We start from the raw sequence: 19,994 nt of genomic DNA, 5'->3' as shown, positions 1-19,994 counted from the left end.
CGCCGCACCGCATACTCGCGTCCAGTTGGCCTATGCTGCTGACAGCATGACGCTGGTTCATTTCTGAGGGATGCTCAATGTTCTACGTGCAACGCGATGCGCAAGGTCAGTTAGTGCGCGTGGAAGCCGCGGCCTACGCCGAGGCCACGGAAACGCTGCCGGCTGATAATCACGAGATTCAGGCCTGGTACGCCAACGAAGTGATGGAAACCAGCCTCAAACAGCTCAAGCAGAGCGACCTGGAAATGATCCGGGTACTCGACGACTTGATTCAGGTGCTGACCAGCAAAGGCGTGATCCGCGTCACCGACCTGCCGGCCGCTGCACAGGCCAAACTGATGGACCGGACCCAGGCCCGTGAGGCGTTGGGTGGGTTGAGTCATTTGATTGATGATGATGAGACGGGGTTGATCTAAGGTCCCGTCATTGTTGTTGTCTGTACCGACGCCTTCGCGGGCAAGCCTCGCTCCTACAGGGTCGAAGCGTTCGCGCGATTGCGGCACACGTTAACCTGTAGGAGCGAGGCTTGCCCGCGAAGGCGGACTAATTGACGACTCAGCTATAAAGCCTCACTGCCAAGGCTTCGGTTCACCAAACAACTGTCCCTGAACCCCATACAACCCCATCTCTCGAATCACCACCAACTCCCCTTCGGTTTCCACCCGCTCAGCAATCAACGGCAGGTCAATGCTGTGTGCCGCCCGCTGAATCGCCTCGATAAACAGGCGCTTGTCGCTTTCCTGATCAATCGCCCGGATGTAACTGCCGTCGATCTTCAGGTACGCCAACCCTAGCCGAGCCAGGTTGCCGATCATGCTGAAGCGCCCGCCAAACCGTTGCAGGCTCAAGGAGAACCCAAGCTCACGCAGGCGCCGCGTCAGTTCTTCCAGCATCGCTTGCTCGGGCAGTTGCTCCTCGCCGATTTCCAAGGTCAGCCGCGGTCCGAGATCGGAATGAATACGCAAAATCTCGAAGACTTTATTCAGCGCCTGCGGATCGGCCAACGTCGCCGAAGACAGGTTCAGCGCCAGCGACTCTTCATGCTCGGACATCTGCTCAAGCACCAGCTCCAACATCAGCCGGTCCAGGCGCGCGGTCCAGCCAAAGCGCTCGAGCCACGGCAGGAAGCGTCCCGCGGGAATGGTCTGGCCCTCGTCGTCGATCAACCGCGACAGCACCTTGTAATGCAGCACCAGTTGCGTGTCCTGGCTGGCAACCACCGGTTGGAAATACAACTGGAAACGCTGGTGATTCAGCGCCTGATCCAGCAAGTTGTTCCAGGCGTGATGGTCATCTCCGACGCTGGCCGAGGCGCTGTGATCGAGGCACGCCCAGCTCTGTTCGCCCTGCCCTTCAGCCTGAGCCAATGCTTGATCGCCCAACCCGAGCACCGCTTGCGGTGAGTCGCCATGGACAAACGGTGCCAGCCCGATCGACGCCACCGAAGCCACGTCAGTGGCGCCGGTCGCATGCAGGCTTGCCAAGGCACTGTCGAGGTTCTGCGCCAGTTGCAGCGCTTCTTCACGCACCAGCCCCGGCGCCAGCACGGCGAACTCACCCCCACGGATCCGCGTGACGAGGTTCTGGGTTTCCGGGTATTTGGCGCACTCGCGGGACAGCTGCTCGCCCACCGCTTGCAGCAATTGATCGGTGCGTTGACCGCCCAGTCGCTGGTTCAAACCGGCCAGGTCCTTGACCCGCAACAACAGCAGATAACCAGAGCTCGCCTGCTCCGGATTGCTCACCCGGGCGTTCAATTGCATCTCGAAATAGCGACGATTTGCCAGGCCCGTCAGGTTGTCCTGATAGGACTCGACCCGCAGTTTTTCACTGCGCTCGGCCTGCTCCTGAAACAGCGCCTTGAGCTTCTCGACCATCTGATTCATGGCCTGCACCACACGGCGCAATTCAGGCGTGCGTGGCAGCTCCGGCAGGCTGAGGAATTCGCGGCGAGCAATGGCGTGGGATTGCTTGACCATGTAGTCCAGCGGTTTCAGTTGTCGACGCAGCAACAGCGCACCCAACACCGCGCTCACCGCACCGCAGATCAGCAACCAGCCGAGGCTGCCCAGTGCGCTCTGCCACAGTTTGGCCAACGCGAACATCGGATGGCTGACCACCTCGACCCGCGCAGCCTGTTCCCAGCCACGGCTGACCAGCGCATCGCCGCCGGCCGGCTCCAGGCCAATCATTTTGACGAACCAGTCCGGCACGTTGTTCACCGCTGGAATGCCGCTACGCTCGACGATGGTCTGGTCAGTCTTGAGGTCGACCACACGGATGCTCGCGTAATAGCCGCTGTCGAAGATCGAACTGACCAGCAACTCGACCATCGCCGGGTCGTCGATGTTCGGCGTCAGGGACAGCGCCAATGCCGTCGCGGCGTCCTGGGCGTGGGAGCGCAACTGATTGACGTACTGGGTGCGCGAGCTTTCCAGGCTGACCATGAAGCTGCCGGTGAAGGCGACCACCAGGAACAGACAGATAGCGATCAACAGCTGTTTGAACAAAGACATCTGAGCGCGTGCTCCTAGTTAGTCGTCTCGACCGGGAAACCTTCGGCCTGCATTTTCTTCAACACGTCCTGCCAGCGAGACAGGCGCTTGGTATCACCGACCTTCTTGTTGCCCTTGGCGCCCGGCAACCACAACCCTTCGGCATTGAAAGAGTAGACCGGCAACAGATCGGTTCGTTGGCTGGCTGGTTTAATCGCATCGATCAGGCTGTCGAGTACCAGCGGCATGGCTTCCGGGCTCGAGTAGTACGTCAGCACCATGTGCGCCCGGTTCAGCCGCAGAGCCTTGACGTAAGTGATGCGCAGCTTGTCACTGGAAACGCCGAGATGGCGCAGGCTGAAGTACTTGGCGATCGCGTAGTCTTCGCAATCGCCGGCACCCTTCCACAGGGCTTCGATGGGTGTTTCCCAATAATCGACCTCGTGCCACAGGTCGATGTCCTCAACGTAATGCACCTGTTTGTTGAAAAACTGGTTGACCACATTGAGCTGTTCCAGCTCGCTGACCTGTTTTTGCGTGGCCAGCAACTGCTGCCAGGCATCGATGCGCGGCTTCCCGTCACCCAACGGCCCGTACAAAGCCTGCGCCTTGCGGCTGATCAGCGAAAAATCCCAATCGGCATGCAGCCCGCCCAGCATGACGCCGGCCAGCAGCAACGCGCAGCACAGCCAGCGCAAAGTCCGAGGGATCGCGAAACGTACCGCCAATGCGAGGCATCCAGGTCAGGCAGGTGGAATTCGGTTGATGGTGCAGGTTAGCCCGTTAAAAGACAATGGCACGGTGCAATCACCGGCGACGGACTAGACTTTGAATGGTGAATGACATGAAAAGTCGCGGGCTGCGGTCTTTTGTCCGTTTGACAAGCTGCATGGCAGTCACTAGTGTCCATTTGGATCCAAATATTTCAGCCAAACAGGGTGCGTAGTAGTGACACAAAAGCCCAACCCCCTCAGCAGTATCAAGGTCAACGGGCCGATTCCAGCTCACCTGGCACGTTCGGTGATCGAAGAAACCCTGCGTTCGGCCATTCTCGACGGGCGCATTCCTTGCGGCACCGCGTTGCGCCAGCAAGATCTGGCCGACCTGTTTGGCGTCAGCCGCATGCCGGTGCGCGAGGCCTTGCGCCAGCTTGAAGCCCAGGCGCTGCTCAACGTTATCGCCCACAAAGGGGCAGTGGTCGCACCATTGGTTCAAGGCGATGCCGTCGAAACCTATGCGTTACGAATCCTGCTGGAATCCGAGGCACTGCGCCTGTCGATTCCCTTGTTGGAGAAGGACGACTTCGAACGGGCAGCCAAGCATGTCGACGACATGGAAACGGAGCACGATTACAGCGAGATCGGCCGCCTCAATCGCCTCTTCCACATGGCGCTTTATTGCAAGGCGCCTAACGGCCGGCTGTTGCGGCTGGTCGAAGAAGGGTTGAACGAAGAAGAGCGCTTCCTGCGCTTCAACCTGGAAGCCATGGGCCTGGGCAAGTTATCCCAGGAAGACCACCGAGCGCTGTTGCTGGCGGTCGAAGACCGCGACATCGAGCGCTCGGTGAAGCTGCTCGAAAACCACCTCAATCGCGGCGTCGAGGTGATTACGCGCTACCTCAACAGCCCTGAAGCGCTGAATAGGAAAACCTCGAGGTAAAACCCCTGCGCCAAGCCTAGGCGCGCAGTTCGAACTGCGCGCCCGCGTTTGCCGTGAATAATCTCCTTACACATCCCCTCTGCTCACACCAAGTCACTCTGCGACCTTCTTCCCTTCCCCAAAGCCTTGCCATCGATCGACCTCCCTCAGTTCCATCAATACGTCAGCGAAGATGACGTCCGGGTGATAGCGGCGACCGTGATTTACGCTCACTCTTGGCCTGCCTACGAATAATGAACGGGTGACGCACCGCATTGGCGGCGCAGTCCCCGCACCAAGAACCTACGGAAGGAGTCTTGTCACGGGAAAGGAAGCACCGGCGTCAATCCCAGCCAACTTCCACCCCCTTGAAGCATTCAACGGAACAACTTTGAAAGTTGCTTTGAGTGAGGCATTCACTCTTTATTTGAATTTTGACGATACTTCGTCGAAAGGAGCAACTACGCCCAAATAAAACTGACACTTAAAGTTTTATCGGAACTTGTCGCGCGCGAGAAAACACAACTTGCAAATAATATAAAAATAACTTGCCCGGCACTTTATTCATGTATTAGTTTTTCTCCGCCGCCATAAACACGGCACCGAAACGACTTTATCGCACTTGATGACATCAATTTAATTGAGGCATCCGCTCGCCAATAAAAAACGTTAAACGACCGTCACTTATTGATCACAACACCATTATCGGCATTTCAGATCACTTATAGGCTCGCTCATGAAAACGAATAAAGACCGCCTCATCCAGAAGAAAGCAGAACTTAGTGCGCACCCGATCTTCTCTGAAATACATTCGCTGTCGGTACTTCAACGTTTCATGGAAACCCATGTCTTTGCGGTGTGGGATTTCATGTCGCTGACCAAACGCCTGCAACAGGAACTGACCTGCGTTCAACTGCCCTGGCTGCCGCCGCGAGATCCGCAGGCCGCGCGCCTGATCAACGAGATCGTGCTGGGTGAAGAGTCCGATGATCGTCCGGCCCAGGGTCATTACAGTCATTTTGAGTTGTACCTGGATGCGATGCGCGAAGTCGGTGCCAGCACGGTCGCCGTTGAACGCTTCGTGGCATTGCAACAAGAAGGTGTGAGTTACGACGTGGCACTGCAAAGCGTTGACGTCGATCCGGCGGCCGCGCAGTTCGTGCGACACACCTTGCACACCGCGCTGTATGCACCGGGACACAGCGTAGCCGCTGCGTTTCTGCATGGTCGTGAGAGCGTCATTCCGCAGATGTTCCAGCGGATTCTCGACGACTGGGGCATCGGCATCGAGCAAGCGCCGACCTTTCGCTACTACCTGGAGCGGCACATCGAAGTCGACTCCGAGGACCACGGCCCGGCGGCGGAGAAACTTCTGGCACGCCTGGTCAATGGCGATCCGCAACGCGAAGCAGACGTCTACGCCAGCGCCATTGCCGCTGTGGAAAGCCGTATTGCCCTGTGGGACGGCTTGCGCCTGAGCATGAGCGAACCGGTTGCAGAGGTGAACGCATGAACGCCGCCGACTACCAATCCTTCGCCGACGCCTGGGAGAACCGCGCCACCATCCGCACGCGGCCCCGGCGGGTGCTGGAGAACGATGACAAGCTGATCTACCCGTTGAGCCGCCAACCGCTGGTGCTGAGTGAAACCTTCCTGCGTGAATGCCCGGAACAACGGGACTTCGCGCTGGTGCAGACGCTCTACAAATTCATCAACGACGTGGTGATTTTCGAAACCGAGATCGTCGACAAGACTGCCCGCAGCATCGCCAAGAATCGCTTCGCCGTGGCGTTCCCGTTTGCCTGTCGCTATGACGCCATGACCGTGGTGGTGGACGAGGACTACCACGCGCTGGTGGCCATGGACTTCATGCAGCAGACCGTTGCCATGACCGGCATCACGCCGATCCAGTTGCCGGACGAAATCGAGCTGAGCCGGGCAATTCCGGCGGCCGTGGCCCTTGCGCCGGAACACCTGCGCAGCGCCGTGGAACTGATCTGCGTGGCCATCGCCGAGAACACCGTGACCGGCGATGTGGCGGCGTTCGCCAAGGACGACACGGTCAAGCAATCGATCAAGGGCCTGATGGCCGACCACTTGCTCGACGAGGGCCGGCACTCCGGGTTCTGGTCGCGGATGGTGCGCATCTACTGGCACACCGCGAGCGAAGACGACCGCCAGCAGATTGCGCAGATTCTGCCGGTGTTCATCGGCCATTACCTGACCAACGACATCCAGAAGTCCTTCGACTTTCGCTTGATCGAATCCTTGCAGATCAGCGACGCGGCCCGCCAGGCACTCAAGAACGAAATCTCGGGGATGGCCTTCCCGATCAATCGTCATCACCCGCTGGTCGCCAACATCGTGCGGTTCTTTCGCAGCAGTTCGCTGCTCGATTCGCCGTGCGTGCAAGACGCTCTCTGCGACTACCTGGTTTAACGAGGAGAACATCATGAGACGTCTCGACATTCTGCTCATTGGGCAAAGCCAGGCCTTGACCGACCTGGCGCTGGAACTTGAACAACAGGGTCATTCGCTGGTACGGCTCGAAGCGTTCGAGGAGGCGCCGCCGTTCGATCTGCTGATTGATGACGCCAGCCAGGCGTTTTCAATCCCGGGTGATGCGCCGCATCTGACGCTGCAACTGGGCGTCGGCGCACCTGGCGCAACCGGGCTGCCGTCGATGCACCTGCTGTGCTTGCAGGGATCAAAGCTGTTCACGCGTATGCCGATTGCCGATGAACCTCCTGGAAACGGCCAGGCATTGCGCCTGCGAGTGGTGGCGGAACTGGTGGACCATGTCTCGCTGCTGGTCAGCCGATTCTCCCGGGATGCCGAGTACTTTCTTCAAGTCGAACCGGCATCGACAGCCCATTTTGACCATGTCGAAAATCTGCTGTTTTTAGAATGCCTGGCGTTCGTCCATCAACTCAACAACACGGCTCAACCGTGGCTGCGAGAACTCGCCCGGATCCCGATGATCGAGCGTCTGGAACAGCGCTTCATCCAGTCCGCCGAACGCCCTGCGCTTAACATCGACGGTAACTCGGTCAGCTATCGGCAATTGCACGCCCACAGCCGCGCGATCCAGCAGCGCTTGCTGTCATTGCTCGCTCAGCATCAAGGGCCGTTGGTGGTCGGGATTTGCCTGCCGAAATGCAGTGCGCTGTATGCGGGGATTCTGGCGATTCTGGGCAGCGGCGCTGTGTATTTGCCGCTGGAGCCGAGCCACCCGCTGCAACGTCAGCAGTACATCCTTTCGAATGCCGGAGCCGTGTTGTTGCTGCATGACGGCCAACATCCCCTCGCCGACGAAATACCGGGGCTGGACATCAGCCGCATCGACTTCACTGACGTCGACCTCGGCCAACCCTTGATGCGCCGGCGACCCGAGCTCGATGCGCCCTGCATGGCGCTCTATACCTCGGGCACCACCGGACATCCCAAAGGCGTGTTGCTCAGCCAGGCCAACCTTGCGCACTTCACCGCGTGGTACGCCGACTATGTGCAGTTGACCGAACACAGTCGGGCCTTGCAGTTTTCGTCGTTGAGTTTCGACTCGTCGCTGATCGATATTTTCCCGACCCTGCTTCAGGGCGCCGAGCTGATCGTGCCGAGCGACGACCAGCGTCGCGATCCCTTGCAACTGGTCGAGCTGATCCGCCATCAACGCCTCAGCCACGCGTTTTTACCGCCGGCACTGTTGAGCATTCTGCCGCTGGATCAGCTGCAGGTTCTGGATCATGTGATGACCGGCGGCGATGTCTGCGAGCCCTACGTCATCGAGCAGCTCACCCGCCAGGGCAACCTCTACAACCTCTATGGCCCGACCGAAGCCACGGTGCTGATCACAGCGCGGCAGCTGCGCGCCGGCGACAGCAACCGCACACTCGGGGTGCCGATTGCCAACAGTCAGGTGCTGATTCTCGACGAGGGGTTTCAACCGGTGGCCGAGCAGACCGTCGGTGAGTTGTACATCGTCGGGCCGGGGGTGTGCCTGGGTTATCTGAACAACCCGCAGCAGACCGCCGAGCGTTATCTGGACTTGAACTTGCCGAATGGGCAGCGCCTGCGCGCCTACCGGACCGGCGACATGGCGAAGTGGACCGGTGACGGTATCGAGCTGTGCGGGCGGCGGGACAATCAGGTGAAGATTCGCGGCTTTCGCGTCGAGCCGGAAGAGATCGAACGCTGTCTGCGCGACAGTCAGTTGTACCGTCAGGTGGCGGTGGTCATCGACAGTCAACGTCGGATTCTGGCCTTCCTCGCGCAACCTCAGGAGGAACAACCGGGCGTCGCTCGCGAAGCCTTGAAGGCTCATGCGATGCAGTTTTTGCCGGACTACATGCAACCCGGCGCCTGGACCGAACTGCCGAGCATGCCGTTCGCCAGCAACGGCAAGGTCGACCGCAAAGCCCTGCTGGCCATGCCAGTGAATGTGACCGAAAACACGACTCGGCGCTTGCCCGCCAGCGCCGATGAAGCGCTGTTGCTGGAGATCTGGGCCGAGCTGCTGGAGCTGCCCGCCAGCGATATCTCGACCGATGAAAGTTTCTTCAATCTGGGCGGCCATTCGATTCTGTTGTCACGGATGCTGCTGCGGTTGCGTGAGGAATTCGGCCGCAGCATCTCGATCAATCGCTTCATTGAATTGCCGACCATTGCGAAGTTGGCGACGCTGGTGCGTGGCTCCGGCACCGAGGAAGTCCTGAGCGCGCAGGCGCTGGCGGATGCCTTCCGCGAGCTGGATATTCAGCCGCTGCCCATCAGCCGCATGGGCGATGTGCACAAGGTGATCGTCACCGGCGCCAACAGTTTTGTCGGTGTGCACATCGTCGAGGCGTTGCTGGCGTGGGGCGTCACTGAAGTCGCCTGCCTGGTGCGCGATGGCGGCGGGCAATCGGCGGCGGAGCGCTTCGCTCACGCCTTGCGGGAAAACCGTCTGGAGCATCTGGACCTGAGCCGGGTACAGGTTTACGCGGCAGACATTACGCGCCCGGCATTGGGACTTGATGCCCACGTTTACGAGCGACTCGATCGAGAGTTCGGAGCGCTGGTGCACAACGCCGCCAACGTCAATCACGTGCTCGACTACGAGTCACTGGCGAGGGACAACGTCGAGCCGATTTTCGAATGCCTCAGGTTGTGCGAGGGCCGCAGTAAGAAGATCTTCAATTTCGTCTCCACGCTGTCGGCATCCAGCACGATTGCCGACGATGGCAGGGTGCTCGAGTTGCCCGCCGCGCAGACGCCGCCGATCTACATCAAGAACGGCTACAACCTGTCCAAGTGGGTCGGCGAACGGATCCTCGAGCGAGCGCGCGAGCTTGGGGTGCGGGTCAATCTTTATCGCCCCGGCAACATCAGTTTCAACAGCCTGACAGGCGTCTGTCAGCCACATAAAAATCGCTTGATGCTGATGCTCAAGGGCTCGATTCAGCTCGGCCAGGTGCCGGAGTTCGCACTGAATTTCGACCTGATGCCGGTGGATTTTCTCGCCCGCTTCATCGCCTTCCACGCCAGCCGTTATTCGCCTGAAAAAGCGGTGTTCAACCTGCACAACCCCGAGCCCCTGAGTTGGGACGATTACGTCGCGTCATTCCGCGAGGCTGGCCGGGAGTTTTCCATGGTCAGCGTCGCCGACTGGCAGCAGCAGCTGGGCCGGGTCGACAGCGACAACGCGCTGTTTGGCGTGCTCGGTTTCTACCTCAACGGCTTCGAGGAAGACATCGGCGACATCTCGATGATCGGCCACGCCAACGCTCAGGCCGGCGTGCGGCAGATGGGCGCGCACTACCCCGAAAAATCCCCGGCGCTGCTGCGTCGCGGTTGCGACTACCTCAAAGAAATCAATTTCATCTGATTCACTCAACCGGAGCAAAACCATGAAAACCCTGCAACCCGATACCCTGATCAAAAATCCTCAAGGCTGCCACGTGGTGTCTTCAGTGGAGGTGCCGGCTGACGCTGCGAAGGTCTGGGCGGTGGTCGGCAATTTTGCCGGCTTCGATCAATTCATTCCGGCGCTGTCGCATATCGAGATGACGGGCGAAGGCGTGTCGTCGCTGCGTAAGAAATTCTTCAAGGATGGCAACCTGGTGGTCGAGCAACTCAACTCCCGTGATGACCAGGCGTTGAACATGACATGGACCACGATTTACAACACGCTGGGCGTGGCCAATCTGTGGGCGGCGATGAGTGTTCAACCGTTGGGCGCGGGCCAGTCGCGGGCGACCTGGACCATCATTGCCGAACCGGCGCAGGGGGGTGAGGAGGCGTTGCCGGGGTTCAAGGATTTTGTGCAGGGGTTTGCGGATGATGCGATGAATAATGTGTTGAAGCTGTTTGCTTAAGGCTTTGGTTTAGCGGTGGCTTTTCTACCGCTATCGCGAGCAGGCTCGCTCCCACAGGTTGATCGCGTTTCTTCAAATGGAACGCGGTCAAAATGTGGGAGCGAGCCTGCTCGCGATGAACGATAACGCGGTCTGACCCGAATCAGATCTTGAAGCTGTCCACCAACTGCTTCAACCGGTTCGCCTGCAACGACAACGCATCGCAATCCTTCAACGTTTCATTGAGGTTGGCCACGCTCTGCTGGTTCAGCAAGTTGATCTGGTTAACATCAACGTTGAGGGTTTCCACCACTGCGGTCTGCTCTTCGGTCGCTGCGGCCACCGACTGGTTCATGCCGTCGATTTCGCCGATACGCTGGGTCACGCTGACCAGCCGCAGGCCGGCCTGGTTTGCCACTTCGACAGTCTCTTCGCTGGAAACCTGACTGGCGTTCATGGTCGTCACTGCTTCGCGAGAACCGATCTGCAGCGAGGTGATCATCTTATGGATCTCTTCCGCCGACTCCTGCGTGCGATGCGCCAGGTTGCGCACTTCGTCCGCCACTACCGCAAAACCGCGGCCGGCTTCACCGGCACGCGCCGCTTCGATGGCGGCGTTGAGCGCGAGCAAGTTGGTCTGCTGAGAGATGCCTTTGATCACATCCAGAATGTGCCCGATGTTGTCAGTGCTGGCGTTCAGGGTTTCGATCTGGGTGCAGGACAAGCTGATTTTCTGCGACAACTCGGTCATGGCCAGGATGGTTTTCTCCACCACCTGACGACCGTCGTCCGCCTGCTCGCTCGCGCCGCTGGCGTGCTGCGAAGCATCGGCGGCATTGCGGGCGATTTCCTGAGTAGCGGCGCCCAGTTGGTTGATCGCCGCCGCAACGCTGTTGGTGCGCGCGCTTTGTTCGTCGGAACCGACGATCGAGGCGTTGGACGATGCCATCACACGCTGCGACAAATCGTGAACCTGACGGGTCGCCGAGGACACTTCGGAAATCGACGCGTGAATCCGCTCCACGAACTGGTTGAACGAACCGCCCAACTCACCGAACTCGTCTTTGCTTTCCACGGCCAGACGACGGGTCAGGTCACCTTCGCCCTGGGCGATGTCCTGCATCGCGCGGCCCATGGTGGTCAGCGGACGCATCAGCACATTGATCAGCAGGCTCAGCAGCACTGCAATAACGCTCACGGCGATAAACATTGCGATCAGCGCCGAGGTACGGAAGTGGCTCAGTGGCGCGTAGGCCTTGTCCTTGTCGATCGACAGACCGATGTACCACTCGGCATTCGGCAAACCGCTCACCGGGGTGAACGAGAGGATGCGGTCCTGCTTGTTCAGAGTGACGTCCTGATTGCCCTTCTCGATGCGCACGCCCGAGTTTGGATAAATGTCCTTCAGGTTTTTCATCACCTGGTCTTTGTCCGGGCTGACGATCACCTGACCGTCGGCGCTGACCAGAAACGCGTGGCCGATGCCACCGAAGTCCACCGAATTGATGATCTTCACCAGGGTTTCCAGGCTCAGGTCACCGCCGACCACGCCGAGCAATTCGCCGTTCTTCTTCACCGGCATCGCGATGGTCACCACCAAGCCACCGACCGCTGCCATGTACGGCGGCGTCAGCATGGTCTTGTCGGCGGCCACGGCTTGTTTGTACCAGGGACGCTGACGCGGATCGTAACCGTCCGGCATCTTCGCGTCGGGGCGTTGCGTGAACACGCCATTGGCCTGGCCAACGTAAGTGAACTGGAAGTTCGAGGTGAAGGCCGGTTGATCAACCAGGCCTGGCAGGTCTGCGTTTACGCCTTGATGAGCGACGTTCTGTGCGAGGTTTTCCAGGACCAGCACACGGCCGCTCATCCAGTTCTGCACGCTGCTGGCGGTCAGATCGCCGGCTTGCTGGACGGAGGATTCGAGGTTTTGCCGGATGGTGTTTCGCTGCAGATAGTCGTTGTACAAAGTGAACAACGCAAAAGCCAGCACCACGACGCCAGAGGCGGCCAGAAGGATTTTATGGCTGAATTTGAGATTCATTTCATGGGACTTCTTATGCAAAAAGTGGGGATGCGTTCCAGGTGCAACATTCCATGTAACAGCGCAGGCGGCATTTTTCGTCCGCTCTACTTTGGTGCGCGCATGTCTCACCAGTCTGTCGGCACAAGTCGGATAAATCTTAGGGGTTTGTATGAAATGCCCGGCATTCCCGCCGAACGGCGTGTTAGAGCGGTTGAGTAGCATTTTTGTGATGATGGTTGTTCGACCGGCAGTTGCAAATTCCGTAACCCTTGATGACAATGCGACTAATTATCATTTGTGACGTTCGGGCTATTGCGTTCATGTCCTCACCTGAGTTTGCAGTACAGTCATCAGCATGCTTGAAGGACTTAAGCCGAAAGTGCGTCAGGCATTTCTGCTGGCGCTTTGCGATGGACTTACCCACAAGCAGATTGCCGAGCAAATGGGCTTGTCCCTGCGTTCGGTCGAGCGTTATGTCGCTGATGCGCTGTATCACTGCTATGCCTTGCGGTATGAAGCGTGATGTCTGTGGATAACTCGTCACTGCACCGGCGCGGTGAACCTCATCAGCAGGTGGTCAAACAGGCCATCAATTGGCTGCTGCGGCTGCGTAACAACGCGGCCAATCCAAGGTTGCGCCAGCAATGCGATGTCTGGCGCGCTGAACATTTGGAACACGAATTGGCCTGGCAGCGGGTGCAGTCCCTGCAAGCCGAATTGAGCAGCAATCTGCGCGCAGTGCCCGGCGCTCAAGTCGCGTTCAATACGCTGGAAAACAGTGCCCAGGGATTGGGACGACGACAGGCTCTGAAGTTGCTGTCGGGCGCATTGTTGATCGGTTCTGCCGCATGGCTGGGCAAGGATGCGGTGGGTTGGCAACAATGGACCGCCGACTTCGCCACCATCACGGGCGAGCGACGAGGGTTCCAATTGCCCGACGGCACCCGTCTGGAGCTCAACACCGCCAGCGCGGTGGATCTCGATTACACCGCGCAGCAACGGCTGATCAAACTGACGCGCGGCGAAATCATCGTGACCTGCGGCGGGATCGACGAAGCGTCTTCATTTGATCGACCGTTGCGGGTGCAGAGTCGTCACGGCGTGTATGAAGGTGTGGGGGCGCGGTTCATCCTGCGTCAGGACGATGACTGCACGCGGCTCAGTGTCACCAGCGGCATGGTCGCGATTCATTCGCCGCGGGCCGCCGACGGTGAGCCGATCCGGGTGCAGGCCGGACATAGTTATTTGATCGATCACAACCACGCGAAGCCGGCTCCGCCGCTGGATATGGATGCCGGTGCGTGGGTCGACGGCCTGATTGTCACTCGCAACATGCGCCTCGGGGATTTTCTCAATGAAGTCGCACGTTACCGGCACGGTTATCTGACGTGCTCAGCGGACATTGCCGACTTGCGACTGTCCGGAGTCTTCCGCCTGGAGAACACCGATAAATTGCTGGCCATCCTCCCGCAGACCCTGCCCGTGCAGTTGCGCTACCGCACGCGCTGGTGGGTGACGCTGGAGCGGCACGTCTGAAATATTTTTGGCGGGTTTTCCGTGCAAGACCGGCTTAGTCAGTAAGCACTTCAACTCTGACTCCAGCGACTTCCTACGGAAACCTACAATGACTGTGCGCGCCATCGGTAAGAAACCTCCTTGTCTTACTGCGGATACCTGCATTTTGCGCCACGCCGTTCGCGCGGCGCTGTTCACTACCGCGCTGTCGCTCAGTGGTTTGAGCCTGGACGCCTTGAGCCAGTCTGGGGTAACGCTTTTAGGGTTCCCAGAAAGACAAAACCCCTGTCTGCGTTAGCAGACAGGGGTTTTGGAATTCGATCTTGACGATGACCTACTCTCACATGGAGAAACCCCACACTACCATCGGCGATGCATCGTTTCACTGCTGAGTTCGGGATGGGATCAGGTGGTTCCAATGCTCTATGGTCGTCAAGAAATTCTGTAACCAGCCCGTTACAGCAGTAACGTGCCAGCAAAATTGGTGACTTCTACTAAAACAAAACCCCTACCTGCATACGCCGATAGGGGTTTCGGAATTTAATCTTGACGATGACCTACTCTCACATGGGGAAACCCCACACTACCATCGGCGATGCATCGTTTCACTGCTGAGTTCGGGATGGGATCAGGTGGTTCCAATGCTCTATGGTCGTCAAGAAATTCGGTAGCCAGGTCGTGGGCCTTTGCAGGTTCACGCTCCAGCGAATGGGTATGTGACAGCTTTCGGTGTTTTGTGCTGCTTTTGTGAGTACAGTCGAACTTTCGGTTCGTTTCGTCTTCACACACCGCAATCTGGCGCTCTTTCGCTTTTCAGCTCGAAGCAAGCAAATTGCTTGGGTGTTATATGGTCAAGCCTCACGGGCAATTAGTATTGGTTAGCTCAACGCCTCACAGCGCTTACACACCCAACCTATCAACGTCGTAGTCTTCGACGGCCCTTCAGGGGACTCAAGGTCCCAGTGAGATCTCATCTTGAGGCTAGTTTCCCGCTTAGATGCTTTCAGCGGTTATCTATTCCGAACATAGCTACCCGGCAATGCCACTGGCGTGACAACCGGAACACCAGAGGTTCGTCCACTCCGGTCCTCTCGTACTAGGAGCAGCCCCTCTCAAATCTCAAACGTCCACGGCAGATAGGGACCGAACTGTCTCACGACGTTCTAAACCCAGCTCGCGTACCACTTTAAATGGCGAACAGCCATACCCTTGGGACCGGCTTCAGCCCCAGGATGTGATGAGCCGACATCGAGGTGCCAAACACCGCCGTCGATATGAACTCTTGGGCGGTATCAGCCTGTTATCCCCGGAGTACCTTTTATCCGTTGAGCGATGGCCCTTCCATACAGAACCACCGGATCACTAAGACCTACTTTCGTACCTGCTCGACGTGTCTGTCTCGCAGTCAAGCGCGCTTTTGCCTTTATACTCTACGACCGATTTCCGACCGGTCTGAGCGCACCTTCGTACTCCTCCGTTACTCTTTAGGAGGAGACCGCCCCAGTCAAACTACCCACCATACACTGTCCTCGATCCGGATAACGGACCTGAGTTAGAACCTCAAAGTTGCCAGGGTGGTATTTCAAGGTTGGCTCCACGCGAACTGGCGTCCACGCTTCAAAGCCTCCCACCTATCCTACACAAGCAAATTCAAAGTCCAGTGCAAAGCTATAGTAAAGGTTCACGGGGTCTTTCCGTCTAGCCGCGGATACACTGCATCTTCACAGCGATTTCAATTTCACTGAGTCTCGGGTGGAGACAGCGCCGCCATCGTTACGCCATTCGTGCAGGTCGGAACTTACCCGACAAGGAATTTCGCTACCTTAGGACCGTTATAGTTACGGCCGCCGTTTACCGGGGCTTCGATCAAGAGCTTCGCGTTAGCTAACCCCATCAATTAACCTTCCGGCACCGGGCAGGCGTCACACCCTATACGTCCACTTTCGTGTTTGCAGAGTGCTGTGTTTTTAATAAACAGTCGCAGCGGCCTGGTATCTTCGACCGGCATGGGCTTACGCAGTAAATGCTTCACCCTCACCGGCGCACCTTCTCCCGAAGTTACGGTGCCATTTTGCCTAGTTCCTTCACCCGAGTTCTCTCAAGCGCCTTGGTATTCTCTACCCAACCACCTGTGTCGGTTTGGGGTACGGTTCCTGGTTACCTGAAGCTTAGAAGCTTTTCTTGGAAGCATGGCATCAACCACTTCGTGTTCTAAAAGAACACTCGTCATCAGCTCTCGGCCTTAGAATCCCGGATTTACCTAAGATTCCAGCCTACCACCTTAAACTTGGACAACCAACGCCAAGCTGGCCTAGCCTTCTCCGTCCCTCCATCGCAATAACCAGAAGTACAGGAATATTAACCTGTTTTCCATCGACTACGCTTTTCAGCCTCGCCTTAGGGACCGACTAACCCTGCGTCGATTAACGTTGCGCAGGAAACCTTGGTCTTTCGGCGTGGGTGTTTTTCACACCCATTGTCGTTACTCATGTCAGCATTCGCACTTCTGATACCTCCAGCAAGCTTCTCAACTCACCTTCACAGGCTTACAGAACGCTCCTCTACCGCATCACCTAAGTGATACCCGTAGCTTCGGTGTATGGTTTGAGCCCCGTTACATCTTCCGCGCAGGCCGACTCGACTAGTGAGCTATTACGCTTTCTTTAAAGGGTGGCTGCTTCTAAGCCAACCTCCTAGCTGTCTAAGCCTTCCCACATCGTTTCCCACTTAACCATAACTTTGGGACCTTAGCTGACGGTCTGGGTTGTTTCCCTTTTCACGACGGACGTTAGCACCCGCCGTGTGTCTCCCATGCTCGGCACTTGTAGGTATTCGGAGTTTGCATCGGTTTGGTAAGTCGGGATGACCCCCTAGCCGAAACAGTGCTCTACCCCCTACAGTGATACATGAGGCGCTACCTAAATAGCTTTCGAGGAGAACCAGCTATCTCCGAGCTTGATTAGCCTTTCACTCCGATCCACAGGTCATCCGCTAACTTTTCAACGGTAGTCGGTTCGGTCCTCCAGTTAGTGTTACCCAACCTTCAACCTGCCCATGGATAGATCGCCCGGTTTCGGGTCTATTCCCAGCGACTAGACGCCCTATTAAGACTCGCTTTCGCTACGCCTCCCCTATTCGGTTAAGCTCGCCACTGAAAATAAGTCGCTGACCCATTATACAAAAGGTACGCAGTCACCCAACAAAGTGGGCTCCCACTGCTTGTACGCATACGGTTTCAGGATCTATTTCACTCCCCTCTCCGGGGTTCTTTTCGCCTTTCCCTCACGGTACTAGTTCACTATCGGTCAGTCAGTAGTATTTAGCCTTGGAGGATGGTCCCCCCATATTCAGACAAAGTTTCTCGTGCTCCGTCCTACTCGATTTCATGACTAAGAGATTTTCGCGTACAGGGCTATCACCCACTATGGCCGCACTTTCCAGAGCGTTCCGCTAATCTCAAAGCCACTTAAGGGCTAGTCCCCGTTCGCTCGCCACTACTAAGGGAATCTCGGTTGATTTCTTTTCCTCAGGGTACTTAGATGTTTCAGTTCCCCTGGTTCGCCTCTTAAGCCTATGTATTCAGCTTAAGATAACCATCTTATGATGGCTGGGTTCCCCCATTCAGACATCTCCGGATCAAAGTCTGTTTGCCGACTCCCCGAAGCTTTTCGCAGGCTACCACGTCTTTCATCGCCTCTGACTGCCAAGGCATCCACCGTATGCGCTTCTTCACTTGACCATATAACCCCAAGCAATCTGGTTATACTGTGAAGACGACATTCGCCGAAAATTCGATAATACTCAATTAAGAGCAACTCACAAATTTTACCTTAGCCTGATCCGTTACCAGTGAAAGTAACGTCCAGTCTATCTTTCTATCACATACCCAAATTTTTAAAGAACGATCTAATCAAAGACTAGAAATCAACATTCATCACCGTCTTGGTGGAATGCTCATTTCTAAGCTTTCAACAAACAGAAGCAGTAGTGGTGGAGCCAAACGGGATCGAACCGTTGACCTCCTGCGTGCAAGGCAGGCGCTCTCCCAGCTGAGCTATGGCCCCGTATTTCTACAGGTTCCCACACAAAATTGGTGGGTCTGGGCAGATTCGAACTGCCGACCTCACCCTTATCAGGGGTGCGCTCTAACCAACTGAGCTACAGACCCAATTTCGAGCTATAAAGGCCGACCTCACCCTGCTCTTTACCACAAAGCATGGGGTGCGCTCTAACCAACTAAGCTACAACCTTTTAGGGCTGCTTCTTATCGTCTTCTTCAATGAATCAAGCAATTCGTGTGGGAACTTATGGAGCAGCTGATGTCGTCGATTAAGGAGGTGATCCAGCCGCAGGTTCCCCTACGGCTACCTTGTTACGACTTCACCCCAGTCATGAATCACACCGTGGTAACCGTCCTCCCGAAGGTTAGACTAGCTACTTCTGGTGCAACCCACTCCCATGGTGTGACGGGCGGTGTGTACAAGGCCCGGGAACGTATTCACCGCGACATTCTGATTCGCGATTACTAGCGATTCCGACTTCACGCAGTCGAGTTGCAGACTGCGATCCGGACTACGATCGGTTTTCTGGGATTAGCTCCACCTCGCGGCTTGGCAACCCTCTGTACCGACCATTGTAGCACGTGTGTAGCCCAGGCCGTAAGGGCCATGATGACTTGACGTCATCCCCACCTTCCTCCGGTTTGTCACCGGCAGTCTCCTTAGAGTGCCCACCATTACGTGCTGGTAACTAAGGACAAGGGTTGCGCTCGTTACGGGACTTAACCCAACATCTCACGACACGAGCTGACGACAGCCATGCAGCACCTGTCTCAATGTTCCCGAAGGCACCAATCCATCTCTGGAAAGTTCATTGGATGTCAAGGCCTGGTAAGGTTCTTCGCGTTGCTTCGAATTAAACCACATGCTCCACCGCTTGTGCGGGCCCCCGTCAATTCATTTGAGTTTTAACCTTGCGGCCGTACTCCCCAGGCGGTCAACTTAATGCGTTAGCTGCGCCACTAAGAGCTCAAGGCTCCCAACGGCTAGTTGACATCGTTTACGGCGTGGACTACCAGGGTATCTAATCCTGTTTGCTCCCCACGCTTTCGCACCTCAGTGTCAGTATCAGTCCAGGTGGTCGCCTTCGCCACTGGTGTTCCTTCCTATATCTACGCATTTCACCGCTACACAGGAAATTCCACCACCCTCTACCATACTCTAGCTTGTCAGTTTTGAATGCAGTTCCCAGGTTGAGCCCGGGGATTTCACATCCAACTTAACAAACCACCTACGCGCGCTTTACGCCCAGTAATTCCGATTAACGCTTGCACCCTCTGTATTACCGCGGCTGCTGGCACAGAGTTAGCCGGTGCTTATTCTGTCGGTAACGTCAAAACACTAACGTATTAGGTTAATGCCCTTCCTCCCAACTTAAAGTGCTTTACAATCCGAAGACCTTCTTCACACACGCGGCATGGCTGGATCAGGCTTTCGCCCATTGTCCAATATTCCCCACTGCTGCCTCCCGTAGGAGTCTGGACCGTGTCTCAGTTCCAGTGTGACTGATCATCCTCTCAGACCAGTTACGGATCGTCGCCTTGGTGAGCCATTACCTCACCAACTAGCTAATCCGACCTAGGCTCATCTGATAGCGCAAGGCCCGAAGGTCCCCTGCTTTCTCCCGTAGGACGTATGCGGTATTAGCGTCCGTTTCCGAGCGTTATCCCCCACTACCAGGCAGATTCCTAGGCATTACTCACCCGTCCGCCGCTCGCCACCAGGTACAAGTACCCGTGCTGCCGCTCGACTTGCATGTGTTAGGCCTGCCGCCAGCGTTCAATCTGAGCCATGATCAAACTCTTCAGTTCAAACATCTTTGGGTTTTTAAGAAACCCTAAACTTGGCTCAGCAATCGTTGGTTACATCTTTGATTTCTCGCGGAGTAACTTGTGATGCTGATAATCTTGTTGACTATCAGTCTGACTCC

Annotated in this window: 10 protein-coding genes, 2 tRNA genes, 4 rRNA genes and 1 pseudogene; 8 read left to right on the top strand and 9 right to left on the bottom strand. The window is 56.9% G+C overall.

All coding sequences use genetic code 11. The features are described from left to right. The first annotated feature begins 77 nt into the window (after positions 1-77). A complete protein-coding gene (locus ACA070_RS00665) occupies positions 78-416 on the top strand; it encodes a hypothetical protein (protein WP_054050336.1) in 339 nt (112 codons plus the stop codon). 153 nt (positions 417-569) lie between these two features. Here ACA070_RS00665 and lapD read toward each other — a convergent pair whose 3' ends face one another. Continuing rightward, positions 570-2,516 carry a cyclic di-GMP receptor LapD gene (lapD, locus tag ACA070_RS00660; RefSeq protein WP_497449652.1) on the bottom strand — a complete coding sequence of 649 codons (1,947 nt, stop codon included), beginning with the start codon at positions 2,514-2,516 and terminating at the stop codon, positions 570-572. 14 nt (positions 2,517-2,530) lie between these two features. After that, positions 2,531-3,223 carry a cysteine protease LapG gene (lapG, locus tag ACA070_RS00655; RefSeq protein WP_497449651.1) on the bottom strand — a complete coding sequence of 231 codons (693 nt, stop codon included), beginning with the start codon at positions 3,221-3,223 and terminating at the stop codon, positions 2,531-2,533. 220 nt (positions 3,224-3,443) lie between these two features. Between lapG and ACA070_RS00650 the strand changes: the two genes are divergently transcribed. The 5 genes from ACA070_RS00650 to ACA070_RS00630 all read left to right on the top strand — a co-directional run bounded on the left by ACA070_RS00650 (position 3,444) and on the right by ACA070_RS00630 (position 10,486). Beyond that, complete coding sequence (locus ACA070_RS00650) at positions 3,444-4,154, top strand: GntR family transcriptional regulator (RefSeq protein ID WP_497449650.1); 711 nt, start codon at positions 3,444-3,446, stop codon at positions 4,152-4,154. Positions 4,155-4,869: 715 nt separating this feature from the next. Beyond that, a complete protein-coding gene (locus ACA070_RS00645) occupies positions 4,870-5,646 on the top strand; it encodes a DUF3050 domain-containing protein (RefSeq protein ID WP_497449649.1) in 777 nt (258 codons plus the stop codon). Next, entirely contained in the window at positions 5,643-6,572 is a 930-nt protein-coding gene (locus ACA070_RS00640) for a diiron oxygenase (protein ID WP_497449648.1), read from the top strand. The genes ACA070_RS00645 and ACA070_RS00640 overlap by 4 nt, the downstream gene beginning before the upstream one ends. 13 nt (positions 6,573-6,585) lie before the next feature. After that, positions 6,586-9,996: an amino acid adenylation domain-containing protein gene (locus ACA070_RS00635; RefSeq protein WP_497449647.1), complete on the top strand. Its 3,411-nt coding sequence runs from the start codon at positions 6,586-6,588 to the stop codon at positions 9,994-9,996. Positions 9,997-10,018: 22 nt separating this feature from the next. Further along, entirely contained in the window at positions 10,019-10,486 is a 468-nt protein-coding gene (locus ACA070_RS00630) for an SRPBCC family protein (protein ID WP_497449646.1), read from the top strand. A 142-nt stretch (positions 10,487-10,628) separates the two neighbouring features. Here ACA070_RS00630 and ACA070_RS00625 read toward each other — a convergent pair whose 3' ends face one another. Further along, positions 10,629-12,509, bottom strand: a complete 1,881-nt coding sequence (locus ACA070_RS00625; protein ID WP_497449645.1) for a methyl-accepting chemotaxis protein — start codon at positions 12,507-12,509, stop codon at positions 10,629-10,631. A gap of 337 nt (positions 12,510-12,846) precedes the next feature. On the opposite strand from ACA070_RS00625, the pseudogene ACA070_RS00620 reads away from it, so the two are divergent. Together ACA070_RS00620 and ACA070_RS00615 are read left to right on the top strand one after the other, a co-directional pair. Continuing rightward, positions 12,847-13,014: pseudogene (locus ACA070_RS00620) on the top strand (sigma factor-like helix-turn-helix DNA-binding protein); the annotation flags it as partial. Further along, positions 13,014-14,027, top strand: a complete 1,014-nt coding sequence (locus tag ACA070_RS00615) for a FecR domain-containing protein (RefSeq protein WP_497449644.1) — start codon at positions 13,014-13,016, stop codon at positions 14,025-14,027. The pseudogene ACA070_RS00620 and the gene ACA070_RS00615, both read left to right, overlap by 1 nt. Positions 14,028-14,327: 300 nt before the next feature. Here ACA070_RS00615 and rrf (ACA070_RS00610) read toward each other — a convergent pair. From rrf (ACA070_RS00610) to ACA070_RS00585, 6 genes are all read right to left on the bottom strand, one after another. Then, positions 14,328-14,443: ribosomal RNA gene (rrf, locus tag ACA070_RS00610) — 5S ribosomal RNA — on the bottom strand. Positions 14,444-14,550: 107 nt separating this feature from the next. Then, positions 14,551-14,666, bottom strand: a 5S ribosomal RNA gene (gene rrf, locus ACA070_RS00605). 187 nt (positions 14,667-14,853) lie between these two features. Beyond that, positions 14,854-17,745: ribosomal RNA gene (locus ACA070_RS00600) — 23S ribosomal RNA — on the bottom strand. A gap of 249 nt (positions 17,746-17,994) precedes the next feature. Further along, positions 17,995-18,070, bottom strand: a tRNA-Ala gene (locus tag ACA070_RS00595). A gap of 27 nt (positions 18,071-18,097) precedes the next feature. Further along, positions 18,098-18,174: transfer RNA gene (locus ACA070_RS00590), tRNA-Ile, on the bottom strand. 162 nt (positions 18,175-18,336) lie between these two features. Then, positions 18,337-19,875, bottom strand: a 16S ribosomal RNA gene (locus ACA070_RS00585). The 16S, 23S and 5S rRNA genes sit together here with 2 tRNA genes alongside, the layout of an rRNA operon. Between the last annotated feature and the right edge of the window lie 119 nt (positions 19,876-19,994).

The sequence above is a fragment of the Pseudomonas sp. LBUM1678 genome (genome assembly GCF_059695575.1).
This window is presented reverse-complemented; position numbering and strand designations above follow the sequence as displayed.

What these genes read in the sequence shown, in the direction of transcription:
- ACA070_RS00645 (WP_497449649.1), top strand. Translation starts at nt 4,870, where the DNA reads ATGAAAACGAATAAAGACCGCCTCATCCAGAAGAAAGCAGAACTTAGT.
- ACA070_RS00630 (WP_497449646.1), top strand. Translation starts at nt 10,019, where the DNA reads ATGAAAACCCTGCAACCCGATACCCTGATCAAAAATCCTCAAGGCTGC.
- ACA070_RS00635 (WP_497449647.1), top strand. Translation starts at nt 6,586, where the DNA reads ATGAGACGTCTCGACATTCTGCTCATTGGGCAAAGCCAGGCCTTGACC.
- ACA070_RS00640 (WP_497449648.1), top strand. Translation starts at nt 5,643, where the DNA reads ATGAACGCCGCCGACTACCAATCCTTCGCCGACGCCTGGGAGAACCGC.
- ACA070_RS00665 (WP_054050336.1), top strand. Translation starts at nt 78, where the DNA reads ATGTTCTACGTGCAACGCGATGCGCAAGGTCAGTTAGTGCGCGTGGAA.
- ACA070_RS00625 (WP_497449645.1), bottom strand. Translation starts at nt 12,509, where the DNA reads ATGAATCTCAAATTCAGCCATAAAATCCTTCTGGCCGCCTCTGGCGTC.
- ACA070_RS00615 (WP_497449644.1), top strand. Translation starts at nt 13,014, where the DNA reads ATGTCTGTGGATAACTCGTCACTGCACCGGCGCGGTGAACCTCATCAG.
- lapD (WP_497449652.1), bottom strand. Translation starts at nt 2,516, where the DNA reads ATGTCTTTGTTCAAACAGCTGTTGATCGCTATCTGTCTGTTCCTGGTG.